26 protein-coding genes are annotated in these 23,898 nt (G+C 31.1%); 6 read left to right on the forward strand and 20 right to left on the reverse strand.

Features of this window, described 5'->3' with window-relative positions; all coding sequences use genetic code 11:
* Positions 1-19 precede the first annotated feature (19 nt).
* Together QGM60_RS12570 and QGM60_RS12575 are read left to right on the forward strand one after the other, a co-directional pair.
* A complete protein-coding gene (locus QGM60_RS12570; protein WP_281140867.1) occupies positions 20-1,144 on the forward strand; it encodes a metal ABC transporter permease in 1,125 nt (374 codons plus the stop codon).
* On the forward strand, positions 1,137-2,297 hold the full coding sequence (locus QGM60_RS12575) for a metal ABC transporter permease (protein WP_281140605.1): 1,161 nt from the start codon (positions 1,137-1,139) through the stop codon (positions 2,295-2,297). The genes QGM60_RS12570 and QGM60_RS12575 overlap by 8 nt, the downstream gene beginning before the upstream one ends.
* 1 nt (position 2,298) lies before the next feature.
* Here QGM60_RS12575 and QGM60_RS12580 read toward each other — a convergent pair whose 3' ends face one another.
* Together QGM60_RS12580 and QGM60_RS12585 are read right to left on the reverse strand one after the other, a co-directional pair.
* Complete coding sequence (locus QGM60_RS12580) at positions 2,299-2,490, reverse strand: hypothetical protein (protein ID WP_281140606.1); 192 nt, start codon at positions 2,488-2,490, stop codon at positions 2,299-2,301.
* 8 nt (positions 2,491-2,498) lie between these two features.
* A complete protein-coding gene (locus tag QGM60_RS12585; protein WP_281140607.1) occupies positions 2,499-3,290 on the reverse strand; it encodes a TerB family tellurite resistance protein in 792 nt (263 codons plus the stop codon).
* 178 nt (positions 3,291-3,468) lie between these two features.
* Here QGM60_RS12585 and QGM60_RS12590 point away from each other — a divergent pair, with 178 nt between their 5' ends.
* The 3 genes from QGM60_RS12590 to QGM60_RS12600 all read left to right on the forward strand — a co-directional run bounded on the left by QGM60_RS12590 (position 3,469) and on the right by QGM60_RS12600 (position 5,355).
* The gene (locus QGM60_RS12590) at positions 3,469-3,879 is read left to right on the forward strand and encodes a BrxA/BrxB family bacilliredoxin (RefSeq protein WP_281140608.1); all 411 of its coding nucleotides are present in this window, start codon (positions 3,469-3,471) and stop codon (positions 3,877-3,879) included.
* A gap of 86 nt (positions 3,880-3,965) precedes the next feature.
* Positions 3,966-4,709 carry a lysophospholipid acyltransferase family protein gene (locus QGM60_RS12595; protein WP_281140609.1) on the forward strand — a complete coding sequence of 248 codons (744 nt, stop codon included), beginning with the start codon at positions 3,966-3,968 and terminating at the stop codon, positions 4,707-4,709.
* Positions 4,699-5,355, forward strand: coding sequence for an HD domain-containing protein (locus QGM60_RS12600; protein ID WP_281140610.1), 657 nt, complete (start codon positions 4,699-4,701; stop codon positions 5,353-5,355). Before QGM60_RS12595 ends, QGM60_RS12600 begins: the two co-directional genes overlap by 11 nt.
* A gap of 54 nt (positions 5,356-5,409) precedes the next feature.
* On the opposite strand, the gene QGM60_RS12605 is transcribed toward QGM60_RS12600, so the two are convergent.
* Both QGM60_RS12605 and QGM60_RS12610 read right to left on the reverse strand, forming a co-directional pair.
* Complete coding sequence (locus QGM60_RS12605) at positions 5,410-6,192, reverse strand: hypothetical protein (protein ID WP_281140611.1); 783 nt, start codon at positions 6,190-6,192, stop codon at positions 5,410-5,412.
* 120 nt (positions 6,193-6,312) lie between these two features.
* Entirely contained in the window at positions 6,313-7,185 is an 873-nt protein-coding gene (locus QGM60_RS12610) for an AraC family transcriptional regulator (protein WP_281140612.1), read from the reverse strand.
* Positions 7,186-7,442: 257 nt separating this feature from the next.
* On the opposite strand from QGM60_RS12610, the gene QGM60_RS12615 reads away from it, so the two are divergent.
* Positions 7,443-7,997 carry a hypothetical protein gene (locus QGM60_RS12615; RefSeq protein WP_281140613.1) on the forward strand — a complete coding sequence of 185 codons (555 nt, stop codon included), beginning with the start codon at positions 7,443-7,445 and terminating at the stop codon, positions 7,995-7,997.
* A gap of 70 nt (positions 7,998-8,067) precedes the next feature.
* On the opposite strand, the gene QGM60_RS12620 is transcribed toward QGM60_RS12615, so the two are convergent.
* The 16 genes from QGM60_RS12620 to QGM60_RS12695 form a co-directional block, all read right to left on the reverse strand.
* A complete protein-coding gene (locus QGM60_RS12620; RefSeq protein ID WP_281140614.1) occupies positions 8,068-9,141 on the reverse strand; it encodes a PA0069 family radical SAM protein in 1,074 nt (357 codons plus the stop codon).
* A gap of 166 nt (positions 9,142-9,307) precedes the next feature.
* Positions 9,308-9,799, reverse strand: coding sequence for a hypothetical protein (locus QGM60_RS12625; protein ID WP_281140615.1), 492 nt, complete (start codon positions 9,797-9,799; stop codon positions 9,308-9,310).
* Between the two features lie 198 nt (positions 9,800-9,997).
* A complete protein-coding gene (locus QGM60_RS12630) occupies positions 9,998-10,729 on the reverse strand; it encodes a hypothetical protein (protein ID WP_281140616.1) in 732 nt (243 codons plus the stop codon).
* 535 nt (positions 10,730-11,264) lie between these two features.
* On the reverse strand, positions 11,265-12,734 hold the full coding sequence (locus QGM60_RS12635) for an AAA family ATPase (RefSeq protein ID WP_281140617.1): 1,470 nt from the start codon (positions 12,732-12,734) through the stop codon (positions 11,265-11,267).
* 1 nt (position 12,735) lies between these two features.
* Positions 12,736-14,100, reverse strand: coding sequence for a S41 family peptidase (locus tag QGM60_RS12640; RefSeq protein WP_281140618.1), 1,365 nt, complete (start codon positions 14,098-14,100; stop codon positions 12,736-12,738).
* Positions 14,101-15,288 (reverse strand): hypothetical protein, encoded by a 1,188-nt coding sequence (locus QGM60_RS12645; protein ID WP_281140619.1) that lies wholly within the window; start codon positions 15,286-15,288, stop codon positions 14,101-14,103.
* 102 nt (positions 15,289-15,390) lie between these two features.
* Positions 15,391-15,606, reverse strand: a complete 216-nt coding sequence (locus tag QGM60_RS12650; RefSeq protein ID WP_281140620.1) for a hypothetical protein — start codon at positions 15,604-15,606, stop codon at positions 15,391-15,393.
* A gap of 99 nt (positions 15,607-15,705) precedes the next feature.
* Entirely contained in the window at positions 15,706-15,924 is a 219-nt protein-coding gene (locus tag QGM60_RS12655; RefSeq protein ID WP_281140621.1) for a hypothetical protein, read from the reverse strand.
* Between the two features lie 147 nt (positions 15,925-16,071).
* Positions 16,072-16,728 carry a response regulator gene (locus QGM60_RS12660; RefSeq protein WP_281140622.1) on the reverse strand — a complete coding sequence of 219 codons (657 nt, stop codon included), beginning with the start codon at positions 16,726-16,728 and terminating at the stop codon, positions 16,072-16,074.
* A 102-nt stretch (positions 16,729-16,830) separates the two neighbouring features.
* The gene (locus QGM60_RS12665) at positions 16,831-18,885 is read right to left on the reverse strand and encodes a tetratricopeptide repeat-containing sensor histidine kinase (RefSeq protein ID WP_281140623.1); all 2,055 of its coding nucleotides are present in this window, start codon (positions 18,883-18,885) and stop codon (positions 16,831-16,833) included.
* A gap of 36 nt (positions 18,886-18,921) precedes the next feature.
* Complete coding sequence (locus QGM60_RS12670; RefSeq protein ID WP_281140624.1) at positions 18,922-19,137, reverse strand: hypothetical protein; 216 nt, start codon at positions 19,135-19,137, stop codon at positions 18,922-18,924.
* 297 nt (positions 19,138-19,434) lie between these two features.
* Complete coding sequence (locus tag QGM60_RS12675) at positions 19,435-19,596, reverse strand: hypothetical protein (protein WP_281140625.1); 162 nt, start codon at positions 19,594-19,596, stop codon at positions 19,435-19,437.
* Positions 19,597-19,732: 136 nt separating this feature from the next.
* Entirely contained in the window at positions 19,733-20,899 is a 1,167-nt protein-coding gene (locus QGM60_RS12680; protein ID WP_281140626.1) for a hypothetical protein, read from the reverse strand.
* Between the two features lie 46 nt (positions 20,900-20,945).
* Entirely contained in the window at positions 20,946-21,368 is a 423-nt protein-coding gene (locus QGM60_RS12685) for a hypothetical protein (RefSeq protein ID WP_281140627.1), read from the reverse strand.
* Positions 21,369-21,550: 182 nt separating this feature from the next.
* The gene (locus QGM60_RS12690; protein WP_281140628.1) at positions 21,551-22,333 is read right to left on the reverse strand and encodes an enoyl-CoA hydratase-related protein; all 783 of its coding nucleotides are present in this window, start codon (positions 22,331-22,333) and stop codon (positions 21,551-21,553) included.
* Positions 22,334-22,412: 79 nt separating this feature from the next.
* Positions 22,413-23,867 (reverse strand): HAMP domain-containing sensor histidine kinase, encoded by a 1,455-nt coding sequence (locus QGM60_RS12695; RefSeq protein ID WP_281140629.1) that lies wholly within the window; start codon positions 23,865-23,867, stop codon positions 22,413-22,415.
* Between the last annotated feature and the right edge of the window lie 31 nt (positions 23,868-23,898).

Genomic DNA, 23,898 nt, shown 5'->3' on the forward strand with positions numbered 1-23,898 from the left:
AATGACAAAATAAACAACTATAGAACTTAAAGAATACATAGAACTCGTCTTCTCAGACTACACCTTAAGAACTATAACACTTGGTACTGCAATTCTTGGAGCAGTTACAGGAATGTTAGGAAGTTTTGCTGTACTTAGAAAACAAAGTTTGTTAGGAGATGCTATTTCTCACGCTGCATTACCTGGTATTGCTATAGCATTCTTAATTACTGGCGCTAAAGACAGTAACACCTTATTACTTGGAGCTTTGGTAAGTGGACTAATCGGAACATTTTGGATAAGAGGCATCATAACAAAAACTCATTTGAAGTCTGACACAGCATTAGGACTTATTCTTTCTGTCTTTTTTGGTTTTGGAATGTTATTACTCACTTTTATTCAAAAACAACCCAATGCTAACCAAGCTGGATTAGACAAATACCTTTTTGGTCAGGCAGCAACTTTAGTAGAAAGCGACGTATGGCTTATGACCATAATCACAAGTACCTGTCTATTAGTAATGCTTACCTTTTGGAAAGAATTTAAAATACTTCTATTTGATGCCGATTATACCAAAACACTTGGCTTTAATACCAAAACTATTGATGTTCTCATTACCAGCTTTATTGTCTTAGCTATTGTTTTAGGGCTTCAAACGGTTGGTGTGGTTTTAATGAGCGCTATGCTTTTAGCACCTGCTGCTGCTGCAAGACAATGGACCAACAGTCTATCTGTAATGGTTTTCCTTGCTGCTCTATTTGGTGCTTTTTCTGGTGTATTTGGAACTGCAATAAGCGCTAGCCAAAACAACCTGTCTACAGGACCTGTTATTGTTATTATTGCAGGAATTTTTGTTTTGTTTTCATTCATCTTTTCGCCGAGTCGCGGATTATTGTTTAAACAAATTAGATTCATAAAAAATAGACGTGATTTAGAGCTTCATAAGACCTTGGCATTTATGTATCATATTGCCGAAACTCATGAGAATATTTCGCATCCTCACACTATTAAAATATTGAATAATTTTCAAGGTTATACCAAAAGTACACTCAATAAACTTGTAGATAAAGGCTATGTAAAACTTGAGGGAAACATGTGGAGTCTTACCGAAGATGGCTTTAATACAGCTTCAAATCTATACACACAACAATCAACAAATGAATAATGCACAATTAGAAATACAGATTATTGCAAGTTTGGTTGCTATTGCTTGTGCTATTCCAGGGACATTTTTGGTACTGAGAAAAATGTCTATGATAAGTGATGCTATAAGCCACGCTATTCTGCCAGGCATTGTTGTCGGATTTTTTATCACTCAAGATTTAAACTCTCCTCTACTTATCCTCTTGGCAGCTTTAACCGGAATAATTACTGTTGTATTGGTTGAATATATTCAAAAAACAGGACTCGTAAAAGAAGATACCGCTATTGGTTTAGTGTTTCCTGTTCTATTCAGTATTGGTGTCATTCTCATTGCTAAAAACGCCAATGATGTCCATTTAGATGTTGATGCCGTTTTACTTGGAGAACTTGCATTTTCTCCTTTTGATAGACTATTGATAGGTGACACAGATTTTGGGCCAAAATCACTTTGGGTAGTTGGAACCATACTATTAATTACAATTGTATTACTATTCACTTTTTTTAAAGAACTAAAATTAAGCACATTCGATAAAGGTTTAGCATCCTCCTTGGGCTTTTCACCAGTTATAATCCACTATGGCTTAATGTCTATCTCTTCCGTTACTACGGTTGGAGCTTTCGATGCTGTTGGAGCCATATTGGTTGTGGCTTTAATGATTGCGCCTGCTGCTGCGGCTTATTTAATTACAACTGATTTAAAGAAGATGCTACTCTTAGCAATAGCTTTTGGTGTTTTTAGTGCTATTTCTGGATATTGGGTTGCTCACTGGTTAGACGCTTCAATTTCTGGATCTATAACTACAGTATTGGGACTTTTATTTTTACTCGTTTATCTCTTTGCTCCTGCTAAGGGAATCATTGCTGTAATGTACCGAGAAAAACAACAACGTACAGAGGTTTCTTTACTCACCTTTTTGTTGCACTTAAAAAACCATGATGAAATCTCTGAACGCCATGTAAAACACCTTAACGAGCATATTAACTGGCAAAAGGTACGCTCTAAAACTGTGTTGGATTTAGCTCAAAAAAACAATATGATTTTAATTGAAGATCAAATTGTTTCCCTTACCGATAAGGGTGATAAATTTACTTCCAAAGCGATAGATTATATTATCACCAATGAAGATGCGCAGATTGAGGATATGAAAGATGACTTCTTTTTATTTAGAGGGTGATTTAATCCTTTTTCTGAAAATTTAAATCTTCTAAACTTTTATCTACCATCTCAATATCTGGTTTTTTATAAGTACTCGGGTGCTCTAATATTCCTAAATTAGAATCTGGATTTTCTTTTGTATTAATGGTTAGCTTTATAATCACAAAAGCTAATACAAATATGAATACAATTCCACCTATAAACCAAAGCATAATAAATTCTACTTAAACCCTCTTTCTTTCTGAATATGCTCATAGGCTTCTTGTACCTGTCTGAACTTTTCTTCAGCTCCTTCTTGATGCTCCTTGCCTAAATGACCTACACGATCTGGATGGTATTTTTTGGCCATTTTTCTGTAAGCCGCTTTAACTTCATCATCCGATACAGACTTATCAATTTCCAATATTTTATATGCGTTGTTTGTGCTGTTATAAAACATCGCTTTAATACTATCGTAATCTCTATTGCTAATGCCTAAATAACCTGAAATTGTATAAATTTTTCGAACTTCATCTTCAGTAACAAAACCATCGGCTTTGGCGATTCCGAATAAAAAATGGAGCAATTGTAAGCGTGAAGCATGATCCATCATTTGCTTAATTTGTAAACAAACTTGTCTCATGGATATATTTTGTTTGCTAATACGCTTAAATAGTTCAAAAGCGTGGTTTGCTCTTTCGGCACCATACATGTTTCTAAATTGTTGACGTACAAAATCGAGTTCGCGCTGGTCTTGCTTTCCATCGGCTTTAATCACAATAGAAGCCAAAATGAGTAAACTTACTTCAAAATCGCCCGATTTCGTTTTAGGCTTTTCCTTCTGCGTGTCATATTTAGGCATTTTTCTGTAAGGATCGTGCTCCTTTTTTCCTGTTTGTCTATCTCCTATAAGTGGTGTTCCGTTCTCAGATAAATTATCAACAAAACTACCAATAGCTAATCCTATAATAGCTCCTATTGGTCCGCCAAACGACCATCCTATTGCTCCACCAATCCATTTTGCAAAACTCATAAACTGTTTTTTAATGTGATTTTCAAATATACTATTTGTTTGTAGATATTTTTTTGGTTTTGTTACGATAGAAAATAGAAATGACGTCATTATAACTGATTACTGAATACCTCATGCTAGCAACTAATTTTCTGTATCTTTGCAGTTCAAAATTTAGATAAATTAAAATTTAAAAAATATGTATCCAGCAGAATTAGTAAAACCGATGCGTGAGGATTTAACCAACGTTGGTTTTGAAGAATTACATACTGTAGAAGCTGTAGATAACGCCATAGCAAAAGAAGGTACAACTTTAGTTGTTGTAAACTCTGTGTGTGGTTGTGCAGCAGCCAATGCAAGACCAGGAGCAAGAATGAGTTTACAGAATGCTAAAAAACCTGATAACTTAGTAACTGTATTTGCAGGTGTTGATAAAGATGCAACAACTAAAGCTAGAGAATATATGATTCCCTTTCCTCCAAGTTCGCCAAGTATGGCTTTATTTAAAGATGGAGAATTAGTGCATATGTTAGAGCGTCACCACATTGAAGGTCGTCCTGCAGAATTAATTGCAGAAAACCTTATGGATGCTTATAATGAGCATTGTTAAGAAGTATTTAGTTATTATAAATTATAAAACCACGAATTAGTTCGTGGTTTTTTTGTGCATACAAGTCATTGATTTAAATTTGTATTATGCAAAAGTTACTCGCATACCCATTAACAATTCTCTATTTTATCTGCTTTGGATTAACCTTAGTGATATTTCATCCTATACAGTGGTTTTGCTTTAATGTTTTTGGTTACAAAGCCCATAAAATCAGTGTAGATTGGCTTCAATTTTTTATAATGCGAAGTCTCAACGTATTGGGTACGCGCTTTACGTTTATAAATCCTTACGCCATTGAAGAAGGTGTCCCATTAATTATTGTTGCCAACCATCAAAGCATGTACGATATACCACCTCTAATTTGGTATATGCGAAAACATCATGTAAAATTCATCAGTAAAAAAGAGCTTGGTAAAGGCATTCCCAGTGTTTCATATAATTTAAGACATGGAGGTTCAGTTTTAATTGATAGAAAAGATGCTCTAGGTTCTATTAAAGCTATAGAAAGTTTTGCCCAACGTATAGACCAAAATAAATGGGCTGCTGTTATATTTCCTGAAGGAACGCGTAGTAGAGATGGTAAGCCTAAGCCTTTTAAAACCAAAGGACTCCTCACCATGCTAAAAAATATGCCAAATGCTTTAGTTGTTCCTGTAACTATAAATAATTCTTGGAAAACACTTCGCTATGGTAAATTTCCTATGGGAATTGGTGCTCACATAAAATTCAGAGTTCATCAACCTATTAACCCAAAAGATTACGAATATTTGACAGACTTAGTTGAAATTACTGAGAAACTTGTAAAAAGCAATATTCAGAATGAAGACTAACGATCTTATTGCTTCAACTATAAGTTTTGTAAAAGACAAACTCTCTAATGCAGAAGGTGGACATGATTGGTTTCATGTAGAACGTGTTTATAAAAATGTACTACTAATTGCCAAAAATGAGCCTGTTGATATTACAGTAGTAGCTTTAGCTGCCTTATTACATGATATTGCAGATTCTAAATTCAACAATGGTGATGAAACTCTTGGCCCTAGAGTTGCCAGCGAATTTCTTCTAAAACAAAATGTTGATAGTGAAATTATAGAACATGTGACACTAATCATTGAGCACATGTCTTTTAAAAACTCATTTGATTTAGGCACCTCCTTTACTTCAAAAGAAATGGAAGTGGTTCAAGACGCAGATCGTTTGGATGCTATTGGAGCTATTGGTATTGCGCGTTGTTTTAATTATGGTGGTTTTAAAAATAGACCATTATACAATCCTGAGATTCCTCCAAATTTAAAAATGAGTAAATCAGAATATAAAAACTCTGAAGCGCCAACAATCAATCATTTTTATGAGAAGCTTCTGTCATTGAAAGATCAGATGAACACTAAAACTGCAAAAAAAATTGCTTTAGAAAGACATCGTTATATGGAAGGCTTTCTAAAACAATTTTATGCTGAGTGGGAAGGAAATAAATAAAAAAAGGTGATTTTAAGTATAAAATCACCTTTCAAAATATTTTTAAAAAACTAGTTAATCTCTATAAGTATAAGTTGCCGAATAAATACTTGTGTAAGTATTCACACCACCATTAAAATCGTCTTCGTAAGCCGTAGCTGTAACGGTACCTGATGTTGGGTAATCTACATCGTTATATACATAATCAGCATTAATTTCATATAGTAAGACACCTTCATCATCTCTATAAGTAATAGAACTGATATTGTTTAAAGGAAATAATGCTCTAGCTTGTATAATTTCAGGACTAGAAGTATTAACTGTAACATTAAGATCTACTTGATCTAAAACATCAATAATACCAGCAGCCTCTAATGTATAGAAATAAGGGTTTGGTTCAGAATCATAACTAACCTCAGCAGTATATTCTACTTGGATATAGTCATCAGTATTAAAATCATATTCCATTTCGTAGAAAGTGATATTCACTGGGTTACCGTTGTTATCGTACTGATTTACAACACCTGTTTCAAAAGCATCGTAAGGTGATTGGTAAAGTTCCTCAATACTAAGGTTGTCTCCACCTCCTGATACATTGCTTAAATCTCCATTATTATAAACAAAAAGACTAGTGTCAGTTCCGTCAGTAATACTAGAAACTCTATCATTAGCATCATAATTAACCGTTATGTTAATGTCTTCTTCTGAATCTTGAGCTGATACAATAGCAATAGTTTCAATATATCTAGCTACAGCATCTGGATTTGCATCATCAAACTCGTCTGAAGATGAATCGCTACAGCTTGATAAGACAATAAGTAATAAGAAAGATAGTAAGGGCAAAAATTTGTTGTTCATAATAAATTGATTATTTGTTTTATAGAACCACAAATATAAATTTTAAAACCAAAAAACAAAGTTCAAAATCTTTTACTTAAGAAATATAACTCGTTTTGTAAAATGGTATCCTAAGTAAATTTACTGCACCATCATCTTAAGTTCTCCTCTATATTTAGAAGCACTTTTTCCGGTAAACTCTTTAAATAATTTATTGAAATGCGAAAAGTTGTTAAAACCACATTCGTAACACACATCTGTAATACTCATTTGGCTTTCGGATAATAACTTTGTAGCATGTACTACTCTATATTCATTTACCAATTTGGTAAACGTCTTTCCTGTAACTTTTTTAAAGTAGCGACAAAACGCAGGAACGGTCATACTCACTTTATCTGCTATTTCATCTAAACTAATATGCTCTTTAAAATTCTGGTTAACGTGTTTAAAGATCACATCAATCTTTGCACTATCTTGTGGCTCGGTTTCAAAAGCAAAACCATCTGCATTTAATATGGTATAATCATCTGCCTTTGCTAAACCGTGTAAAACTTCAAGAAGAATCAATATTTTTTTGAATCCTTCCTTTTCAGCTAACTTTTCAATTTTCTTACCAAGCTTCTGCTTTGTTTTAACTCCGAATAGAATACCTTTTTTTGAACGTTCAAATAACTTGTTGATGGTTTCCATTTCTGGAATGTCAAAAAAATGATTTCCCAAAAACTCTGGCTTAAATTGTACAATCGTTTCCGTACCATTAATAGTAAGACGATCTGTAAAACCATTGTGAGGCAAATTAGACCCTAATAATAATAATTGACTATTATTAAAATAGGACAAATGGTTACCTATATGACGTTTCCCTTGACCTTTATTAACATAGACCAATTCAATTTCTGGATGAAAATGCCAAAACGGCTTATTTTCACCAACATAAGCCTCGTTCTTCTTTATTTTGAGAGAACTTCCAAACTCTGGGCTTATTCTTTCTAATGTGGGTTTTCTAGTTGTCATAATAAATATATATGCAAAGATAATTTTAATAGAAAATGGAATTATATATATAATTACCTTCAATATATGCAAAATTAACCTATTATTTTATAACACACAATATTGATGTTAATTTTGAATACAAATAAGCCAAAATCGTTGTTTTTTAAACTTACGATGCGCTATACATTTGTAGTGTTAATCATTTGAAGCTGATAACTAAAAAACAACGTTCTATTAAACAGTAACTTTTAGTTTAACCAAAAAATGAAAAACCTATGAAAAATTTAAAGAGAATCTTAGTAGTAGCGGTGATGTTGGGAACATTGACAGGCTACGCCAATGACGGAGAAAAAGTTAAATCAATTTTTAACTATGTTGCAAAAGGAAGTCACATTTCTGTATCTGATACAAAAGGTGAAGTTATTTACAGTGGACAAATAAACTACAACGGAAATCTAACAACGTTGTTCGATTTTACCCAATTGAAAAACGGTAAGTATGTTGTAGAAATAAATAAAGATTTTGAAATTGAAATCAATACTATCGAAGTAAAAAACCACACAGTTTCTTTCTTAGATGGTACTAAAAAGAAAATTCACAAACCAGTTGTAAGAGCTGAGAGTGACAAAGTTTTAATTTCAAAATTAGCTACCCAAAGTAATGAAATGAAGGTAGAGCTTTACTACAATAGTGAGTTAATTCACTCTGAAACAGTAAAGGGAGAAGCTATCTTAAACCGAGTTTACAAACTGGATAGCAAATTAAAAGGCGACTACACAGCTGTTGTAAAATCAGACAACAGAGTGTTTGTTGAGAATTTCAGAATATAGATTGTTGTTTATATATTAGTTTTTATTTAGTAAAAAGTGGGCGTTGCTTAGTTAGCCCACTTTTTTATTTTTAAAACAATTTCATTTGACCGTCTTTATACTGTTCATGCAAAGACGTATTAAGTCTGGGCATAACTTTGTTCTTAAAGTATTTTGATCTTGCTAGCTTTATAAGATCATTGATTTGTTTTGCTATTTGCCCTTCACCTCGCATTCTTAAGCCAAATCTACTTTCGTTTAAAGTGCCTCCATGGCAATTTTCTATTTGATGTAGTACTTTATCTGCTCTATCTGGCAGTGTTTTCTTTATCCAATCTGTAAAAATTTCTCCAATGGCTCCATTGAGTCTTACTACTGTATGAGCTATACTTAAAGCACCAGCCTCGGAAACTACTTTTGCCATAGGTAAAATTTCATGACTGTTAATTGAAGGAATTATTGGTGCCAACATAACGTTTACCGGAATGCCATGATCACTTAATTCTTTTACAGTTTGAATTCTTCTTTTGATTGTTGCTGTTCTGGGTTCTAGAATTCGCCTGGTGTCTTCTGAAAGTGAGGTGATTGAAATATTTACACCAATCAAATTGTCCTTAGCCAATTCTTTTAGAAGATCTAAATCTCTTAGAATTAAAGCATTTTTAGTGATGATTGCTGTTGGGTGTTTATACTTTAGAAAGACTTCTAAACATTGCCTTGTGAGCTTGAATTGTTGCTCTGCTGGTTGATAACAATCGGTATTGCCAGACATAACAATTGGATGGGCTTTCCAACTTTTCTTTTTTAGATGAGATTCTAATAATTTTGGAGCATCTTTTTTTACTAAAATCCGTCTTTCAAAATCCAATCCTGCACTATAACCCCAAAATTCGTGACTATTACGAGCGTAACAATAAATACAACCATGCTCACAACCTTGGTACATATTCATAGAATAAGCCATACCAACATCTGGACTGGTGACTTTATTAACTATGGTCTTTGGGAAAACATTAAGGTATTGCGTTTTATTTTTATCTGCTATCTCACCTTCCTTTTGGCAGTACTCTAAAAAGTCGTCTCGAATTTCATGAGATAACTCAAAAAAACGATTATGCACATTCTGCTGTGCGCCACGACCTTTTATAATAGATTTGGATTTCATTCCATAAAATTAAAATGAAATCCATTTGGTTCTTGCTAATGATTGTAGTATTAACTATGTATATCTTTTATTCAATTTTCTTTAAAAAATAGATTATTATACTCCCTACTAAAATCTTGTCCAAAAGCATTTAACCTTAACATCACAGCAAATAAGACTACAGATTTCATAAGCTATGACTAAAAATCACTCCTGCGTTCAATATACCGCCTGGCGCAACACTACTGTAAGTTGAAACAACCCTAATTCCATAATGCAGTTTATTTTTTAAACCAAATAAAACCTGGACTCCTAAATCAATTCCTAACCCGTTATCATCTTCAAGGTTTAGCTTCTTATCAAAATTAACATAAGAGAACCCAAAAATAGATTCAAACTTAGAAGTCTCTGATTTTCCAAAATCATAGTTGACTTGAAATGCATACTTGTCTAATTTATACTTTAAATCTAAGTCCTTGTTCTCCATTGTTGCATTTGCTGCACTTAATACAAGTGTTATATCAGAATTTATGTTATAACTTAACAAACCTTCAATATTTACACCCATATCCTTTTGCATAAACTGTTCACTTAGATTAAACCCTAATGCAAATTTAGATTGAGAAAACAACACAGAATTAAATAGAAAAAATGAAATAATAAACAATCTCGTTTTCATAATTTTTGGCTTTTATTTTAATATAATTAAGATATTAATAGGACACATTTCGGTTAGCCTTCAGATGCATCGACAAGGTAAAAGTAGCTTGATAAAAAGAGGTGTTGGTACGGTAAAACCGTAATATATGTTAAAGTTATGGCTGTTTATAATATCATACCTCTTGTCTATAAAAATTTATGAATATACTAGAATAATCTATTCTTGATTCCAAGTGGGATCTATTGCTTGCAATTCCCTTAAAAATCCATTGTAATGCGCTTTACCATAAATTACAATGATTTTGCTATCATCTGAATTATGAACATACTCAGCTAAATGTTTATCTCTGAAATCTCTTATTAAACCCTGTTTAAAAATTTTATATTTATCAGAAACTAACACCTTAATTCCTTGACATTTATACTCTTGATAAATTCCTGTATTCATATCACAAGAATCTAGCTTTATTTCGCCATAATCTGTTTCATACTTTTTTATTAGATCGTCTAATGACACATCAATATTTAATGGATTTGATATATCAGAAATAAGTGCTTTTGGTTGTGGTTGATTGATGTACTTGTTACTGATTTTTATTCTTCCAGACAATTTATATGTTACAGTATCTATATGTCCTCCCTTTGCAAGTTGTCTACTCATTAATTTTCGCAGTTTTTTATAGTTAAATCTATTATAAACCGTGTCACTAGGGACTAAAGGTTTTATTAACTCGTAATAAGCTTTATATCCTTTTTTTCCGAGTGAATCTGTAAGTAAATAAACCGAATTGTAAAATTCTTTTTTTCCTACATGGTGCATAGGTATAAATACTACATTTTTCTCCCCATTTTTTATTGTTATCGGTTTTACCTCTTTTGCATTAGCACCTATTAGGCTTAATACTATTGTGCCACAAGAATTCACTGTTAAACAAATTAGTATCAGCAATAAGAATTTTAAAGTATTTATTTTTAGCATGATATCTTGTATATTATGGAAAACATCCTAATATTACTCTTTGAAAAATGATCTTGTTGCTTTCTCTTTCTTTTAGTAATATTCTAAAAGGTCTTCCCGAATTAACTAGACAGCTCAAAAAACGATTATGTACAATCTGTTGCAAAACACCAACTTTTTAACATATATAGATTTTATTCCATAAAGCTTAGGATTAAATCTATTTGGTTCTTACTAATGGATATTCTCATAAACTTTTTAGAAGAATTTCTATAAGCTTTACCTATTCATTCTACTGATCATTTGTCACTCTTATTGAGAATACGTAAACGGTTAAACCTGAAAACACAGAAAACATTAGATTAAATTCTCCCATTATTAACCAAAATATTAAAAACACTATTAAAGTCGTGAGCAATGACAAGAGCAAAATGGGAATATATTTTTTCATTTTATATTATATCTATTAACCTCTTAGAAATAATATTGTTTGATAAAAGATTAATCTATTACTCTCATACAAATTTTATGAGATTTTCTTTAGAACTTTTCTTTGTTTATCATTTTCAATGTTCCAATATTCTTCTAATGCAATCTGAGTACAATATTCTTGAAATTGAGCAGGTGTTTCTCTTTCGTTCTTTTTAATATGACTATAGACTTTATTTAACATATCTGGAAACTCAAAAAGAATATTTTCTGCCATCTTGATTTTATTTTCACTTGTCATATAAGTTAAATGTATGGCTCTGTCTATTCGCCCTGGTCTACTTGATACAAATGATTGAGTACCATCTTCAAGTATATTTGGTTGACCAATAGCGTCATCAATTTTTGATATATCATTAGTCGTTATTATAGTAAAAACGCCATCTGTTTTGTCCACTCCATCGATACAATTTAAAAGTGTATCAAAAGTTAGTGGTGTTCTCAAATTATTCCCTTCACCTTTCCCTCCATTTAAGTTGTTTCCTTGACCAAGCATATGTCCCTGCATTAACAAAGGTGACTGGGCAATATTTTTGCGTTTATCAAAAACATTGTCAATATCTTCGATAAGTGCTATACAAGGGACATTTAATTGCATGCTCTGCCAAGACTCAATTAGTTCCTCATTTGACATTTGGGCTAATGAGAAAAAATAAATTGGCAAGTCTAAGTCTTCTGCAAATGCTCTAGCCAAAGCAGTTTTTCCTGTACCAGGTACTCCATAAAGAAGCCAACCTCTCTTCCAGGGAATGTGTTTTTCCTTATACCATTCTTTACTTCTTACCCATACATTGATTAAATTAATTAGGTGTTTTACATTATCTGGAAAAAATAAATTATCTAAAGCACTCCTCTGATTTTTTATTTCTCTACCTAAATCCTCTTGATTAGTCGTCAGTATTTTATAGTGATTTTGTCTAAACCAAGAGTAACCGTATCCATATTGTTTTTTGTTATTTTCTTGAATACCCTTCCTTTCAGGAAAATAATAAATGTTAAACCTATTAGCCCTTTCATGTTCTTCTTCAATATTCCAGCTTAACTCATTTCTCTGTATTGTTGATTTTTGTATTATTTTAGAAACATCTACACTCCCTCTTAAAGAAATAATATGAGAACAACTTTTATTACCTTCTGAGCCGTCTTTAGATTCTGACCCTCCTACCGGCATACTATTTTTAGTAAAAATGAAAGGCACTCTGAACAACTTAAAGAAATATTTTTTTTCTGATAAAAAGATTATCATTTTGTCTCCAAACTTTTCATATGCAACTAAACCATATTTACCAGTTCTGAAGGATTCGTACTGAGAAGCAAATACTTTGTCATAGCTTTTAAGGTATTTATAATTCTTTATTAAATGACCTATAACCTCATTATGGACATCTTCAGTCTTAATTTCAGACTTTTGTATAAAGGATGATAAAATCATCCATAAAAATGTCTTTATCTTATCCCAAAAACCTACTATTACACCTAATATGGCACCTCCTTTTAATAAATCCATATTAATTATTGTTATTAGTGTTAGTATTTATTATCTCCAATGCTTTTTCTAATGCTTTTTCTGACTCAACATCAATATTAGGAAATACCCCTCTTTGATCTAACCTAACACCGTCGGTTGTATAAAAATCGGCAATTGGCAGCATTAAAACATATTTTTCATTTACGTCAAACCATTTAGCAGCTAACATTGCTCCTGCTGTTTTTTCACCAATGACAGTAGCGTCAAAATTATTCTTCAATGCGTACACTATTGGTTCACAAGTGCTTCCTGTATTTTTATTTGTCAATACAAATATTTTGCCTGAAAAAATTTCCGAGTCAGACCTTTCAAAAATAAGATGTGCTCCTCTCCCTGTCATTAGGTCATTACTAAATTCCTCAGTAGATTCAGGCTGAAGTTTAGGTAAAGTTTCAAATAATTCTTGTTTGAAGCCTGAATATTCCAACTTATTGGTAACGAAATAACCAACCTCTATATCCTTAGATGCAATATGCTTTGCAAGTTCAAATGCCGCACCTATTCCTCCACCTCCATTATCCCTTAAATCAACTATAAGATTTTTATAATTTTTATTTTTTGAGATTTTTGGAAGTATTTCCTTTAATTCTTGTTTGGTGGTACTAAAGTTTTTAATCTTTATATATGCTGTTTTGGGGTTCTTTTCTTCAAAAATTACAGTTGGCTCTACTGGTGAAACTTCATTTGAATTATCTACCTGATTTTCTTCTGAAATGAAAATATTGTAATGGGAAAATGGAAGCTTAGAGTTTATCATATTAAATCCTATGAAAAATTCTATATCATCTTTAGACTTATTACAGAGCTTCTTTAACTTGCTTTTGAACTTACGCCATTCTTTATTATCTAAGGTATTTTTAGAAAAAATTCTCTCTTCAGTAATTTTTAAAATTTTAGAGTATAGGTCTGAGTAATCTAAATGGTTGTCTTTTGATTTTTCACCCTCTAGTGTTCCTATTACTATTGAATCACCTTTTATGAATTCGCCGCTAAAATTTTGGGAAGTTAGAATTCCTTTAAATTTTAAGTCACCAAAAATTGGTAATTTAGTTGTACCGTGTATACTATCTGCATTTTGCTCACTTTCAATTTTTAATAAAACCCCTTGATTTGGTATTTTTCCAAGTGCTCGACCTAATCTCGCCTTAAGCCCACCAACCATTCTAATATCGGCGTTTTTAGGAGATGTTATAACATATTTGTTTTCATTCTTTTCGATATTTAAAAATGTAGTAAATACAACACCTTCTCCAAAATCCAACTCACTTTTCCAAATAACATTATCCTTTTGTGCAAGAGAATAAGTTATATATAACATAAATAATAGACTCAAATAAACTTTCATTTATACTGATTTTAAAAATTTCATTTCTATCAATTCTTCAAGCATACTCCAATTTATACTCGTATCCCTAATGCTCAAAATCTTGTTCAAAGAAACAACTCTTGGTGTTTTGAAATATGATAAAGTTTCATATAAAAAATCCGTTATTTTCATGATTTTATAATCTTTCTTACTTACTAAAAACATATTTTCGTCACTATGCTTTATAAGATGAACAAACTGATTAATTTTCAGTGTTATTTTTTGATCGGAAGTAAAATTGACTTTTGTTTTAAGCTTTTCATTTTGAGAATCTTCATATTGAAAAAACTTATCTATATAGAACCAACCTTCCCACTGTTCAGGTGATTCTTTTAGAAAACTTTCTAATTCACCGTATAATTTTTTTGTAATTATATTTATAAAGCCATTTCTGTCGTTGTCATTAATCAATTTTAATGTGTCAACAGGCTTTAAACATATAGAATTATTTAAGTCTTTATCTCTTTTAGTAAGTGCAGTAACAAGAGGAGCTTTAGATAAGTACGACAAAAAAGCTATACCTTGCCTGGCATATATGTGATTATTTAAAAAATTTATTTTTAATAAATTCTTATTTTCTTCTAAACTCTTATTAGAGGCTCCTTTATTTCCATCTATATAAAAAACAACAGATATACCTTGTTTTAATCTTTTGATTAGCTCAAAAATTAATCTTGGGTTTTCTGCTGGTAGAATCTCCAAGTCTCTTTTGTTATTATTCAATTTTTTAAATAATGTTTGAGTAACATCTCCTTGATCTTTTATATAATCACCTTCGGTAACTAGGCAAAAAGGGATATTCTCCTTATTTAATTTTTGAATAAATAATCTGTATGAGCCGGTGTGATATGTAACAAAAATATGTCCCTCATCATGGCATTTTTCTAGTGTATTAAATTCGTCTTTTGTCTCTAGATCATCTAAAAGATGAAAATAATACTGATCTAATGAAGATAGTGAACGATGGAATTGAATATCTTGAATTACTTTGTAATGATTGTCGCTCTTAACATCTGATATGAATGTTGAGAGATTAGCTGAAACCATTAAGTAAGTACCTAATAAACCCATACTTTCTATTTCATCAAATTTTGTTTTATAAACATCATCTCTAATTTTATTTACATTCTCATTGTAAACTTGTTTTTGATCAATATTTAGGCTCATAGGATAAAATTTTAATTAGTTAAAAAAAACTTACTGCATCTTTGAATGTATTTAATTAGGACACAGTAAGTCTTAAACATTATAATTTGGATGTTTTAGTTATTACTTAAAATCTAAAGTAGGTACATTGATAACTATATGGCAGCATTCATCCCCACCACAACATGCTCTAGCAGCACTTACAGCACTTTCATCATTGAAATCGAATGAATCATTTTTTGCTAGAAACTCATCAAACTTTTTTAAATCGTCTGATTTAGTTATTTGACTTCTAATACTTGATATTGAACTCTGATTCTTGTCTAATTGAATTTTCATAATTTAAATATTTTTACGCCTACTCTTTAAAGGTTTTTCGGCCTACACCCTTTCTAAATTTTTTTTATCAAATTCTTTTTTTTTTAAAAAACAATCTGATCAACCCATTTTTATTGGTGATTCAAAACCAATAGTAATTGTACAACACTTATCACCTCCACAACATCCTTTCGCTGCCGCAACATCATTTGCATCATTAAAATCAAATGAATCATGTTCTGCTAAGAAATCATCGAATTTTTTTAAATCACTAGCGTCTTTAATCTGACTTCGGATACTTGATACCTGTTTTTGGTTTTCATTGAAATTTATTTTCATCTTATTAAATTTTAAATATTAAACAATAAATACAATACTTATTCTGTTGCAACGTATTGATACTGTAAAATTAAAATGAGAGTAGGAGTTAGTGGTACGGTAAAACCGTACTATATGTTAAAATTTAAAATAAGGGTAAGTTTGTAGCTATATTAGACCCAGTTTACGGACTTCTCTTAATATGTCCTCATCATTTCCTTTGGTAATTCCCAAAACATCTTTGATACTAGATTTACGCTTTTCTATAGCACTTTGAGATAATGCTAAGTGTGTTGGCAGGTTTTTGGTTTTTATACCCTGTGCCAATAACTCAATGATTTTTCTGTTAGTTGTATCTAAAAGTTCTTCTTTAGAAATTAATGTCTTTTTTGCCTTTTTAACACTTTCAGAATAGTACATATTTCCTTTTATGAGTGCTGAAAAAGCTTCGAGTAGTTCTTCTCCATCGATATCACTTTTAACTAAGAGCCCTTGAGGATTTACTTTCTTAAGTACATTGTACAATACAATAGCTTCTGTATGAGAAGTTATAATAGCTATTTTTGTTTCTGGAGAATGAGTTTGTACTAATCGAGCTACATCTTCACCATTAAAAAGATTTTGTTCTTCAAATGGTGGAATACTGTAATCTATTATTGCTATATGAAAGCGATGTTTATTTTGATGTGCGGTTACGAGATTGTGAGCTTCTCTACAATTATTACAGGTTGTAAATTCTAGAGTTTCGTTAATTTCACTAAAAGATAATATACTTTTATAGCCATCAATTTGTGTAGGGTGGTCATCGATAATCAATACTTCCATAAAGTAACTTAGTCTAAGAATAGATAGGTATAAATCAAATATAGAATTTTTTTTTATATATCTGATAGTTAACCTTTACTTAATGTAAGTATAAGATTTTTCCTAGTTTTTTTTAGGGATAGAAATTGAAAGTATTGTTCCTTTATTAGGTTGTGAATCTATTTTTAATTCGGCATGTATTTTTTCAGCCCTTTCCCTTATATTCTTAAGACCAATGCCAGAAGATGAGTCTGATTTAGAAATACCAATTCCATCATCTATGAGCTCTATAATAATATTAGTTTCGTTTTGAATCATACGCACAACAACATTACTAGCCTTAGCATGCTTTTGAATATTATGAAACCCTTCTTGGAGAATACGATAAACCTCTATTTTTGTTGTTGTAGAAATAGTTTTCCAATCTATAAGTTCGTCGAAATATAAATTAAGCTTTAAATTAGAATGCCCTTTAATGTTATCAAATAGACCTGAAACCATTTTAGTGAAATTTATCTGATCCGAAAATAGATCTTCACTAAGATTATGAGATATGGCTCTAATCTCTTTCTCTACTTCTTGTAAACTTTTAATATATGGCAGACATTTTTCAATAGTTTGCTCATCTTTTCTTTTATTTAATACAAAAAGGTTTAATCTAATACCTGATAACCTTCCTAAGATACCATCATGCAATTCTTGAGAAATACGCTTTTTTTCTAAATGTTTGCCTTGCTCAATTTTAAACTGCTCTTCTAACATAAGATTATATATATGCTCGTTAGCCTCTAACTCTTTTTGAGCAATAAGCAATTCTTTATTTTTTAATTTTCTGGCACGATTTACATAAATTACTATGGCCAAGAATATTATAAGTATACTTAAGAGTAAAGCAATCCAAAATCTTGTGTTAGCTTCGTCTCTTTGAGATTCTGCAAATTGTTTTTCTCTTTTTATATTCTCTGTATTATATTCTATTAATGCAAATTTTTCTTGTTGTTGACGTTCGTTTTTAGTTATACTGTCTTGTAAAAACAAATACGTTTCATACCATTTTGCTTTATTTTCTATCTTATCAGTCTGCGCCATAAGATGTAAAGCTTTTAATTCATCACCCAGCTGATCATTCTTCTTAGAAGATGCATAAGCATTTTGTGCAAAATAAAATGATGAGTCTGCTTTGTCAATTTCTTTATAATATTTTGCTAACAATAATTCTGCAGAACTACGAGATGGTGAATCTAAACTATCATGTATTTTTAAAGCTTTCTTAAAAAGTGGCATGATATTATTCTTATCTAAATTATGGTTAGTATACGCCCAATTTTCTAGAAGATAAGCGTAATTCAAAGGATTCTGAACAGACAGAATCCCTAAATCATTAGCTTGATTAAAGTAAGATTCTGCTTCCTTATATAGGCCTTGCTCCATTCTTAAAACACCGATGTTTAATAACGATTGTGATTTCAATCTTAATTGATATGTTCTTTCTTTTCTAGTGAAATTATCAGTGATATTTAAAGCTTTTTTATGATAATCATAAGCTAAATTATACTTACCTGTTTCCATAAACAATCTCCCTAACGTATTGTATGCACCATATTTAGCCAAAAAACCACTGTCATTTTCTACTACTTTTAATGCCTCAACCGCATACTTTTCACTCTTAGGGTAGTCTTTTACAGATTTTAAGATAAGTGACAAACTTGAAAGAGCACTACGCTGTGTATTATTATCTTTGGTGGATGGGAAAAATGTTGTAGCCTTGTAACTGTAATAAAATGCACTATCTATTTCTTTAAGATTTAGGAAATATTTTCCGAAATACATATTACTTCTCGCAATTATAAATGTATCTCTAGCCTTTAACGCTAAATTATGAGCGGTTTTAGCACTTTCAAAATAACCATCAATATCATTTATACTATAATACCTATTTGCAACTTTTAAAAAATTTCTTCTTTTAGTGGAATCATTTTTTCTTTGATTAAGATAGTCTTCGATATTATTAATGGCCTTTTTCCTTTCTACTGTAGGTATAGAATTATCATGTGCTACATTAAACAAAGATTCCACCCTAGAAGGTATAGGTGGTTCTTTGCTTTTATATTTCTGTTCTTTACAAGAAATTAAAACACATGCTGTTATGGTTATAAATAAAAAAGTCGTTTTTTTCATTTCCTAAAAATAGAAAAAAGGAGTTTACTTCAATAATTAATCACCATCTGGATCGTCTTCTCCTCCAGTTCCAGGATCAATATCACTACCTTCAGAACCTTGGCCAATAGAATCCATAGACATAGTGTTGTATTCTATAGTTTCAAGATCTTCTACAGATAGTTTAAAGTCTTCATTTGGTAATTCTTCAACGGTACATGCGGAAATCAATATAGCAATTAATACGACTCCCAAAGTTAGTTTAGTCTTCATTTTGTTTGTGGATTTTTAATTAAATATTTTATTTTCTTAAAATCCGAATGCATTCAAATTCTTTAATAAAAGTAACCTTCAAAGACGTATTGGTTTTATGGGTTTTCCGTATAATTTGTTAATTTTAATTTGAAAGTCAGTTTTTATAAATAAAAAAACCATTTGTTTAAGTTATAAACAAATGGTTTTAATACGAAATCTCTAAACTTTAGATTAGTAAGTGTTTAAAACTGTTACTTGTTTTCTTTACTAAACTAAATATAATTGTTAATGTTAATTTGTTGCTAAAACTCTTGCTTACTTTTCAATATTGAACATCTTATTAATAAGCTCACTTTTATTTAGATAAGTAAATAACCCTATATCACCAATAATATTTGCTATCATAACAATTAAACTCAGTTCTACATCTTCTTTAAATATTAGTATATTATAAGTATAATGGCTTCTAAAATTCATGATTACTTTGTAGGACAATACAATAGAAAAAACCGATAATCCAATAAAAAATATAATTATTGAAAAAATAATATTTTTATTTTTCATATTAAAAAATTGTTATTCAATAGTTTATCAATTACGATTAAATCACTAGTTATTCATACTCATTAATACCATACAAAATCTCTTTCATTTTGCTTCCATTTATTTCTACAGGTCTATATGCAGTATTAAATTTTTCTATGGTTATAGCTATATTTTCTTTAAGTTTTATATATTCTAAAGGTATTTCTGTAGCACATTGTTGTTCGTTTTCATAACTATCTAACATGATCCCGAATTTTTCATAAAACTTAGATCCTTGGTCTATATGAGCATTATAAACTGTAATAAAGTTTAATAATCTATCTATTGAAAATTCAAGGTTAATTCGCATTTTATGCGCTTTATACTGTAAAGCCTCATCTTTTGAAAAACGTGTGAGCTCATCTATAAAGCTGTTTAAATTTTCCTTTACAACATCCCAATCATCATTATTTCTACATTCGGCTAAAGGAATATAATAATTGATAGGTTTAGTAAAGTCTACAAATAATTGCTCTAGCTCATGGAGGACATTAGCATTACTTTTCTGTAGAAATGCAGTTTCAAAATAAATGGTGCTTAAATCGTTATGCATTCTTAAAGTAAAATCCAAAATACATTCAACATCCTTTAAATCCGCTTCCTTTTCAGATTTACTTGTATTATCATTTGAAAATAGAGAGACAAAAGAGTGAATAACCGAGGTGTATATATTTTCACCTAACATGGAAGTTAAATCAAAGCCAGATTTTTTATCTTGTTTGCTGCTTATACTGCCTTTAAGCTCTAAAAACTCTGGGTAATGATTAGGGTTGCTTAGATTATTTATCTCATTAAATGTAGCAACAGATGAAAAATGATGATCTAAAGACAGCGTCTTTTCGTATAAAATCTTAATAATCTGTAAGCCTTTAATATAGCGTATTTTACTAAGATCCGCAGCTTCTACTTTTAAATTATAATTTAGCTGAGAGTTTAATTGGTTTATATCTATCAATAATGCTAATTGCTCGGCATTATCATTTGATAACTCCAATTTATTTTTATTGTCTTGTAGTTTTTTTAATAAAATTGTATTCGTTTTTTCATAACTAGATTTTACTTCTTTTATTTCAGAAACTAATTCAGTTAAAATCTTATCAATAGCTTCATTGGGATTATTATTACTATAACCATAGAAACACCAAGAAAGGCATACTACTAAAAACAACTTATTTAACACATGTATCTTCATCATCTTAAAATATTGACAAGGATGATATTGCCATTAATACATCCCTAAATTACTTCATCTCTTCAATTAGAAATTTTATTTCTACTATTTCACTTGTTATAATAACTGGGTATTCACCAGAAGGTATAATTGTTTCTTCCACTAGTTCCAAAGCGTCTCTTAAGTCTTTACTTAAAACAAATGGATTATCCATTATATAAATGTCATTGCCATCAACCTTTAGAGTTTTTCCCAATATAGCCGCATCTATCTCTTCTGTTATTCTATCTCTATATACCTTAAACGTGAGTGTTTTTCCTGATAAGCTTATATTAGTATTACCACCATTCTCAATGATAATCTCACACGTATTACCACCAGGATGTCTGCATTGTCTATCTTTATAGTCTGTATTGGTTTCAATTTCTATTACTTCTTGTGCCTGCAATATTGCTCCTAACAATAATAGAGGGATAAATACTATTAGTCTCATTATTTAAGTTTTTAATGTTTTGTAAAACTAATGTGGTATCTAAAGTAGATTTTACGGTAAAACCGTACATTATGTTAATTTTATCTTTCGTAAAAAGAAAACACCTTTCAATTTGACCTATTTATTGCCAAATCGAAAGGTGTTTTAGTTTTTTACTAGCTTCAGGTAGATTATAAAAAGTCTTATCCCCCAGGAAAATCCGCTTTACGTTTTTCTAAAAATGCCGTGGTTCCTTCTTTGAAATCTTCGGTTCCAAAACAATTACCGAAAGCTTTAATTTCTACGTTAAAGCCATTGACACCATCTTCATAGTTTGCGTTAATAGCTCTAATAGCTTCTGCAATGGCTACAGATGAATTACGCATAATTTTACTTGCTATTTTCTCACAAAACTCTATTAGTTCTTCTTGCTCTACCACATGGTTTACCAATCCATAGTGCAAAGCTTGGTTAGCATCAATCATACCTGCTGTCATTACCATTTCCATAGCTCTACCTTTTCCTACCAGTTGTGGTAAACGTTGTGTACCACCATAACCAGGTATGACACCTAGAGAAGTCTCTGGTAATCCCATTCTTGCATTTGTACTCGCTACTCTAAAATGACAAGCCATAGCCAATTCTAAACCGCCTCCTAAAGCAAATCCGTTTACAGCAGCTATAACTGGCGTACTTAAATGCTCAACAAAATCAAATAATAAAGCTTGTCCTTTTGCGGCAAGATTTCCACCCTCCTCTACATTGAAATCGGCAAATTCACTAATGTCTGCACCTGCTACAAAGGCTTTTTCACCACTTCCTGTAACGATTATAACTTTTGTGTCAGCATCGTTATTAGCTTCATCAAAAGCGTCATGCAGTTCTTGAATAGTCGCCTTGTTTAAGGCATTGAGTTTTTTGGGTCTGTTAATTGTAATTGTTGTAATTCCGTTTGAAAATTCGGATGTTATGTTTTCGTAGCTCATAATATTAGTTTTTATCTAAAGTAAGTTTAGATGATGTGATTATTTCTTGTGAGATTCTGAAACAAGTTCAGAATGGTAATTATTCCTTCGGAAGGGTTACGGTAAATGTGGTACCCTTACCAAGTTGAGATGTAAAGGTAATACTTCCGTTATAGGTTTCCACAATATTTTTCACCATAGCAAGCCCAAGTCCCATGCCACTTGACTTTGTTGTAAATTTTGGTTCGAAAATCTTGGTTTTGGTTTCTTCTGCTATGCCAATACCATTATCTGAAATGGTAATTCTCACAACATCCTTTTCAGAGAAAACGCGTACTTCAATTCTTGGTTCTTCAGAATCGTTTGGAATCGCCTGAATACCATTCTTTACTAAATTGGTAACAACACGAATCAATTGCGTTTTATCTACCTTAGCAATGATTTCTTTTTCTTCTGGTAGGTAATAGATATAATCTTCATTAAAGATATCTAATGCTAATTTTACAACCTCAACAACTTCTAAAACTTCACGTTGTTGTGCGGGCATTTTTGCAAAATTTGAAAATGCAGAAGCAATAGAACTCATAGTATCTATTTGCTGAATAAGAGTATTACTATATTCATTGACTTTTTGGTGGATATTTTCGTCATTCGGATCGAATTTTCTTTGAAAGCTCTGTACACTCAACCGCATTGGCGTGAGCGGATTTTTTATCTCATGCGCCACTTGTTTGGCCATCTCTCTCCATGCTTGTTCTCTCTCGCTAGTTGCTAGTTTAACTGCACTTTCTTCAAGTTCATCAATCATACTGTTGTACGAATTAACGAGTGTTTCTATCTCTTCACTAGACGATCCTATTTCAATTTTTGTATTTCTTTTTTCAAGTCGAATTTCATTCATCTTATCACTAATGGTTTTTAGTGATCTTGTAATGTATTTTGAAATTAAAAAAGCAAAGGCTATGGCAACCAAAATCATCACCAAATAAGCCAAACCAAGTCTAATTAAAAATTCTTTCAATTCTCTATTTAAAAAATCATCATTTTCTAAATAAGGTAAGTTGAGTATGGCTAAATTCTTGAATTTTGTGTCGGTGATATAAGAATACGAAGACTGAAAAGTTTGACCATTAACTTCGTTTTTTTGCACATAACGATGATCTACTGTATTTGCTAAACTGTTGAGGATTTCAACGTCTAAACAATTTAAAAGTGTATCTTTTTGAATAACCCCTTTTGAGGTCTTTAGTAATTGACCATCTAAATCATACAAATTAATTTGCAGGTTATGCACTGCTGCAATATCGTGTATTTCGTCTTTAAAAATTAATGGAATATTTTCCGTATTGACAGGATAGGTAGTTTCTCTAATAGCGAAATTTATACTTCGTCTTATACCTCTTTCCTTACGTTCTAAACGCTCTTCGTGATAATCTTTAGCTTCTTCATTATACTGATAAATCGTAACTGCAGCTATTAAAACCGAAGCCAATAACACTAAAAGTATCATGGCTGTGAATATCCTAGCTCGTAAAGACAGTTTTTTTAATTTCATGAAGCATTATATTGCGCTAAATATAGCAATA

Origin of the sequence: Winogradskyella sp. SYSU M77433 (assembly GCF_029911945.1) — a bacterium.
Taxonomy (GTDB): Bacteria; Bacteroidota; Bacteroidia; order Flavobacteriales; family Flavobacteriaceae; genus Winogradskyella.

What these genes read in the sequence shown, in the direction of transcription:
- QGM60_RS12615 (WP_281140613.1), top strand. Translation starts at nt 7,443, where the DNA reads ATGAAAAATTTAAAGAGAATCTTAGTAGTAGCGGTGATGTTGGGAACA.
- QGM60_RS12610 (WP_281140612.1), bottom strand. Translation starts at nt 7,185, where the DNA reads ATGACAACTAGAAAACCCACATTAGAAAGAATAAGCCCAGAGTTTGGA.
- QGM60_RS12585 (WP_281140607.1), bottom strand. Translation starts at nt 3,290, where the DNA reads ATGAGTTTTGCAAAATGGATTGGTGGAGCAATAGGATGGTCGTTTGGC.
- QGM60_RS12640 (WP_281140618.1), bottom strand. Translation starts at nt 14,100, where the DNA reads ATGAAAGTTTATTTGAGTCTATTATTTATGTTATATATAACTTATTCT.
- QGM60_RS12635 (WP_281140617.1), bottom strand. Translation starts at nt 12,734, where the DNA reads ATGGATTTATTAAAAGGAGGTGCCATATTAGGTGTAATAGTAGGTTTT.
- QGM60_RS12645 (WP_281140619.1), bottom strand. Translation starts at nt 15,288, where the DNA reads ATGAGCCTAAATATTGATCAAAAACAAGTTTACAATGAGAATGTAAAT.
- QGM60_RS12650 (WP_281140620.1), bottom strand. Translation starts at nt 15,606, where the DNA reads ATGAAAATTCAATTAGACAAGAATCAGAGTTCAATATCAAGTATTAGA.
- QGM60_RS12605 (WP_281140611.1), bottom strand. Translation starts at nt 6,192, where the DNA reads ATGAACAACAAATTTTTGCCCTTACTATCTTTCTTATTACTTATTGTC.
- QGM60_RS12655 (WP_281140621.1), bottom strand. Translation starts at nt 15,924, where the DNA reads ATGAAAATAAATTTCAATGAAAACCAAAAACAGGTATCAAGTATCCGA.
- QGM60_RS12595 (WP_281140609.1), top strand. Translation starts at nt 3,966, where the DNA reads ATGCAAAAGTTACTCGCATACCCATTAACAATTCTCTATTTTATCTGC.
- QGM60_RS12590 (WP_281140608.1), top strand. Translation starts at nt 3,469, where the DNA reads ATGTATCCAGCAGAATTAGTAAAACCGATGCGTGAGGATTTAACCAAC.
- QGM60_RS12620 (WP_281140614.1), bottom strand. Translation starts at nt 9,141, where the DNA reads ATGAAATCCAAATCTATTATAAAAGGTCGTGGCGCACAGCAGAATGTG.
- QGM60_RS12690 (WP_281140628.1), bottom strand. Translation starts at nt 22,333, where the DNA reads ATGAGCTACGAAAACATAACATCCGAATTTTCAAACGGAATTACAACA.
- QGM60_RS12675 (WP_281140625.1), bottom strand. Translation starts at nt 19,596, where the DNA reads ATGAATTTTAGAAGCCATTATACTTATAATATACTAATATTTAAAGAA.
- QGM60_RS12685 (WP_281140627.1), bottom strand. Translation starts at nt 21,368, where the DNA reads ATGAGACTAATAGTATTTATCCCTCTATTATTGTTAGGAGCAATATTG.
- QGM60_RS12580 (WP_281140606.1), bottom strand. Translation starts at nt 2,490, where the DNA reads ATGCTTTGGTTTATAGGTGGAATTGTATTCATATTTGTATTAGCTTTT.
- QGM60_RS12680 (WP_281140626.1), bottom strand. Translation starts at nt 20,899, where the DNA reads ATGATGAAGATACATGTGTTAAATAAGTTGTTTTTAGTAGTATGCCTT.
- QGM60_RS12665 (WP_281140623.1), bottom strand. Translation starts at nt 18,885, where the DNA reads ATGAAAAAAACGACTTTTTTATTTATAACCATAACAGCATGTGTTTTA.
- QGM60_RS12600 (WP_281140610.1), top strand. Translation starts at nt 4,699, where the DNA reads ATGAAGACTAACGATCTTATTGCTTCAACTATAAGTTTTGTAAAAGAC.
- QGM60_RS12695 (WP_281140629.1), bottom strand. Translation starts at nt 23,867, where the DNA reads ATGAAATTAAAAAAACTGTCTTTACGAGCTAGGATATTCACAGCCATG.
- QGM60_RS12625 (WP_281140615.1), bottom strand. Translation starts at nt 9,799, where the DNA reads ATGAAAACGAGATTGTTTATTATTTCATTTTTTCTATTTAATTCTGTG.
- QGM60_RS12575 (WP_281140605.1), top strand. Translation starts at nt 1,137, where the DNA reads ATGAATAATGCACAATTAGAAATACAGATTATTGCAAGTTTGGTTGCT.
- QGM60_RS12670 (WP_281140624.1), bottom strand. Translation starts at nt 19,137, where the DNA reads ATGAAGACTAAACTAACTTTGGGAGTCGTATTAATTGCTATATTGATT.
- QGM60_RS12660 (WP_281140622.1), bottom strand. Translation starts at nt 16,728, where the DNA reads ATGGAAGTATTGATTATCGATGACCACCCTACACAAATTGATGGCTAT.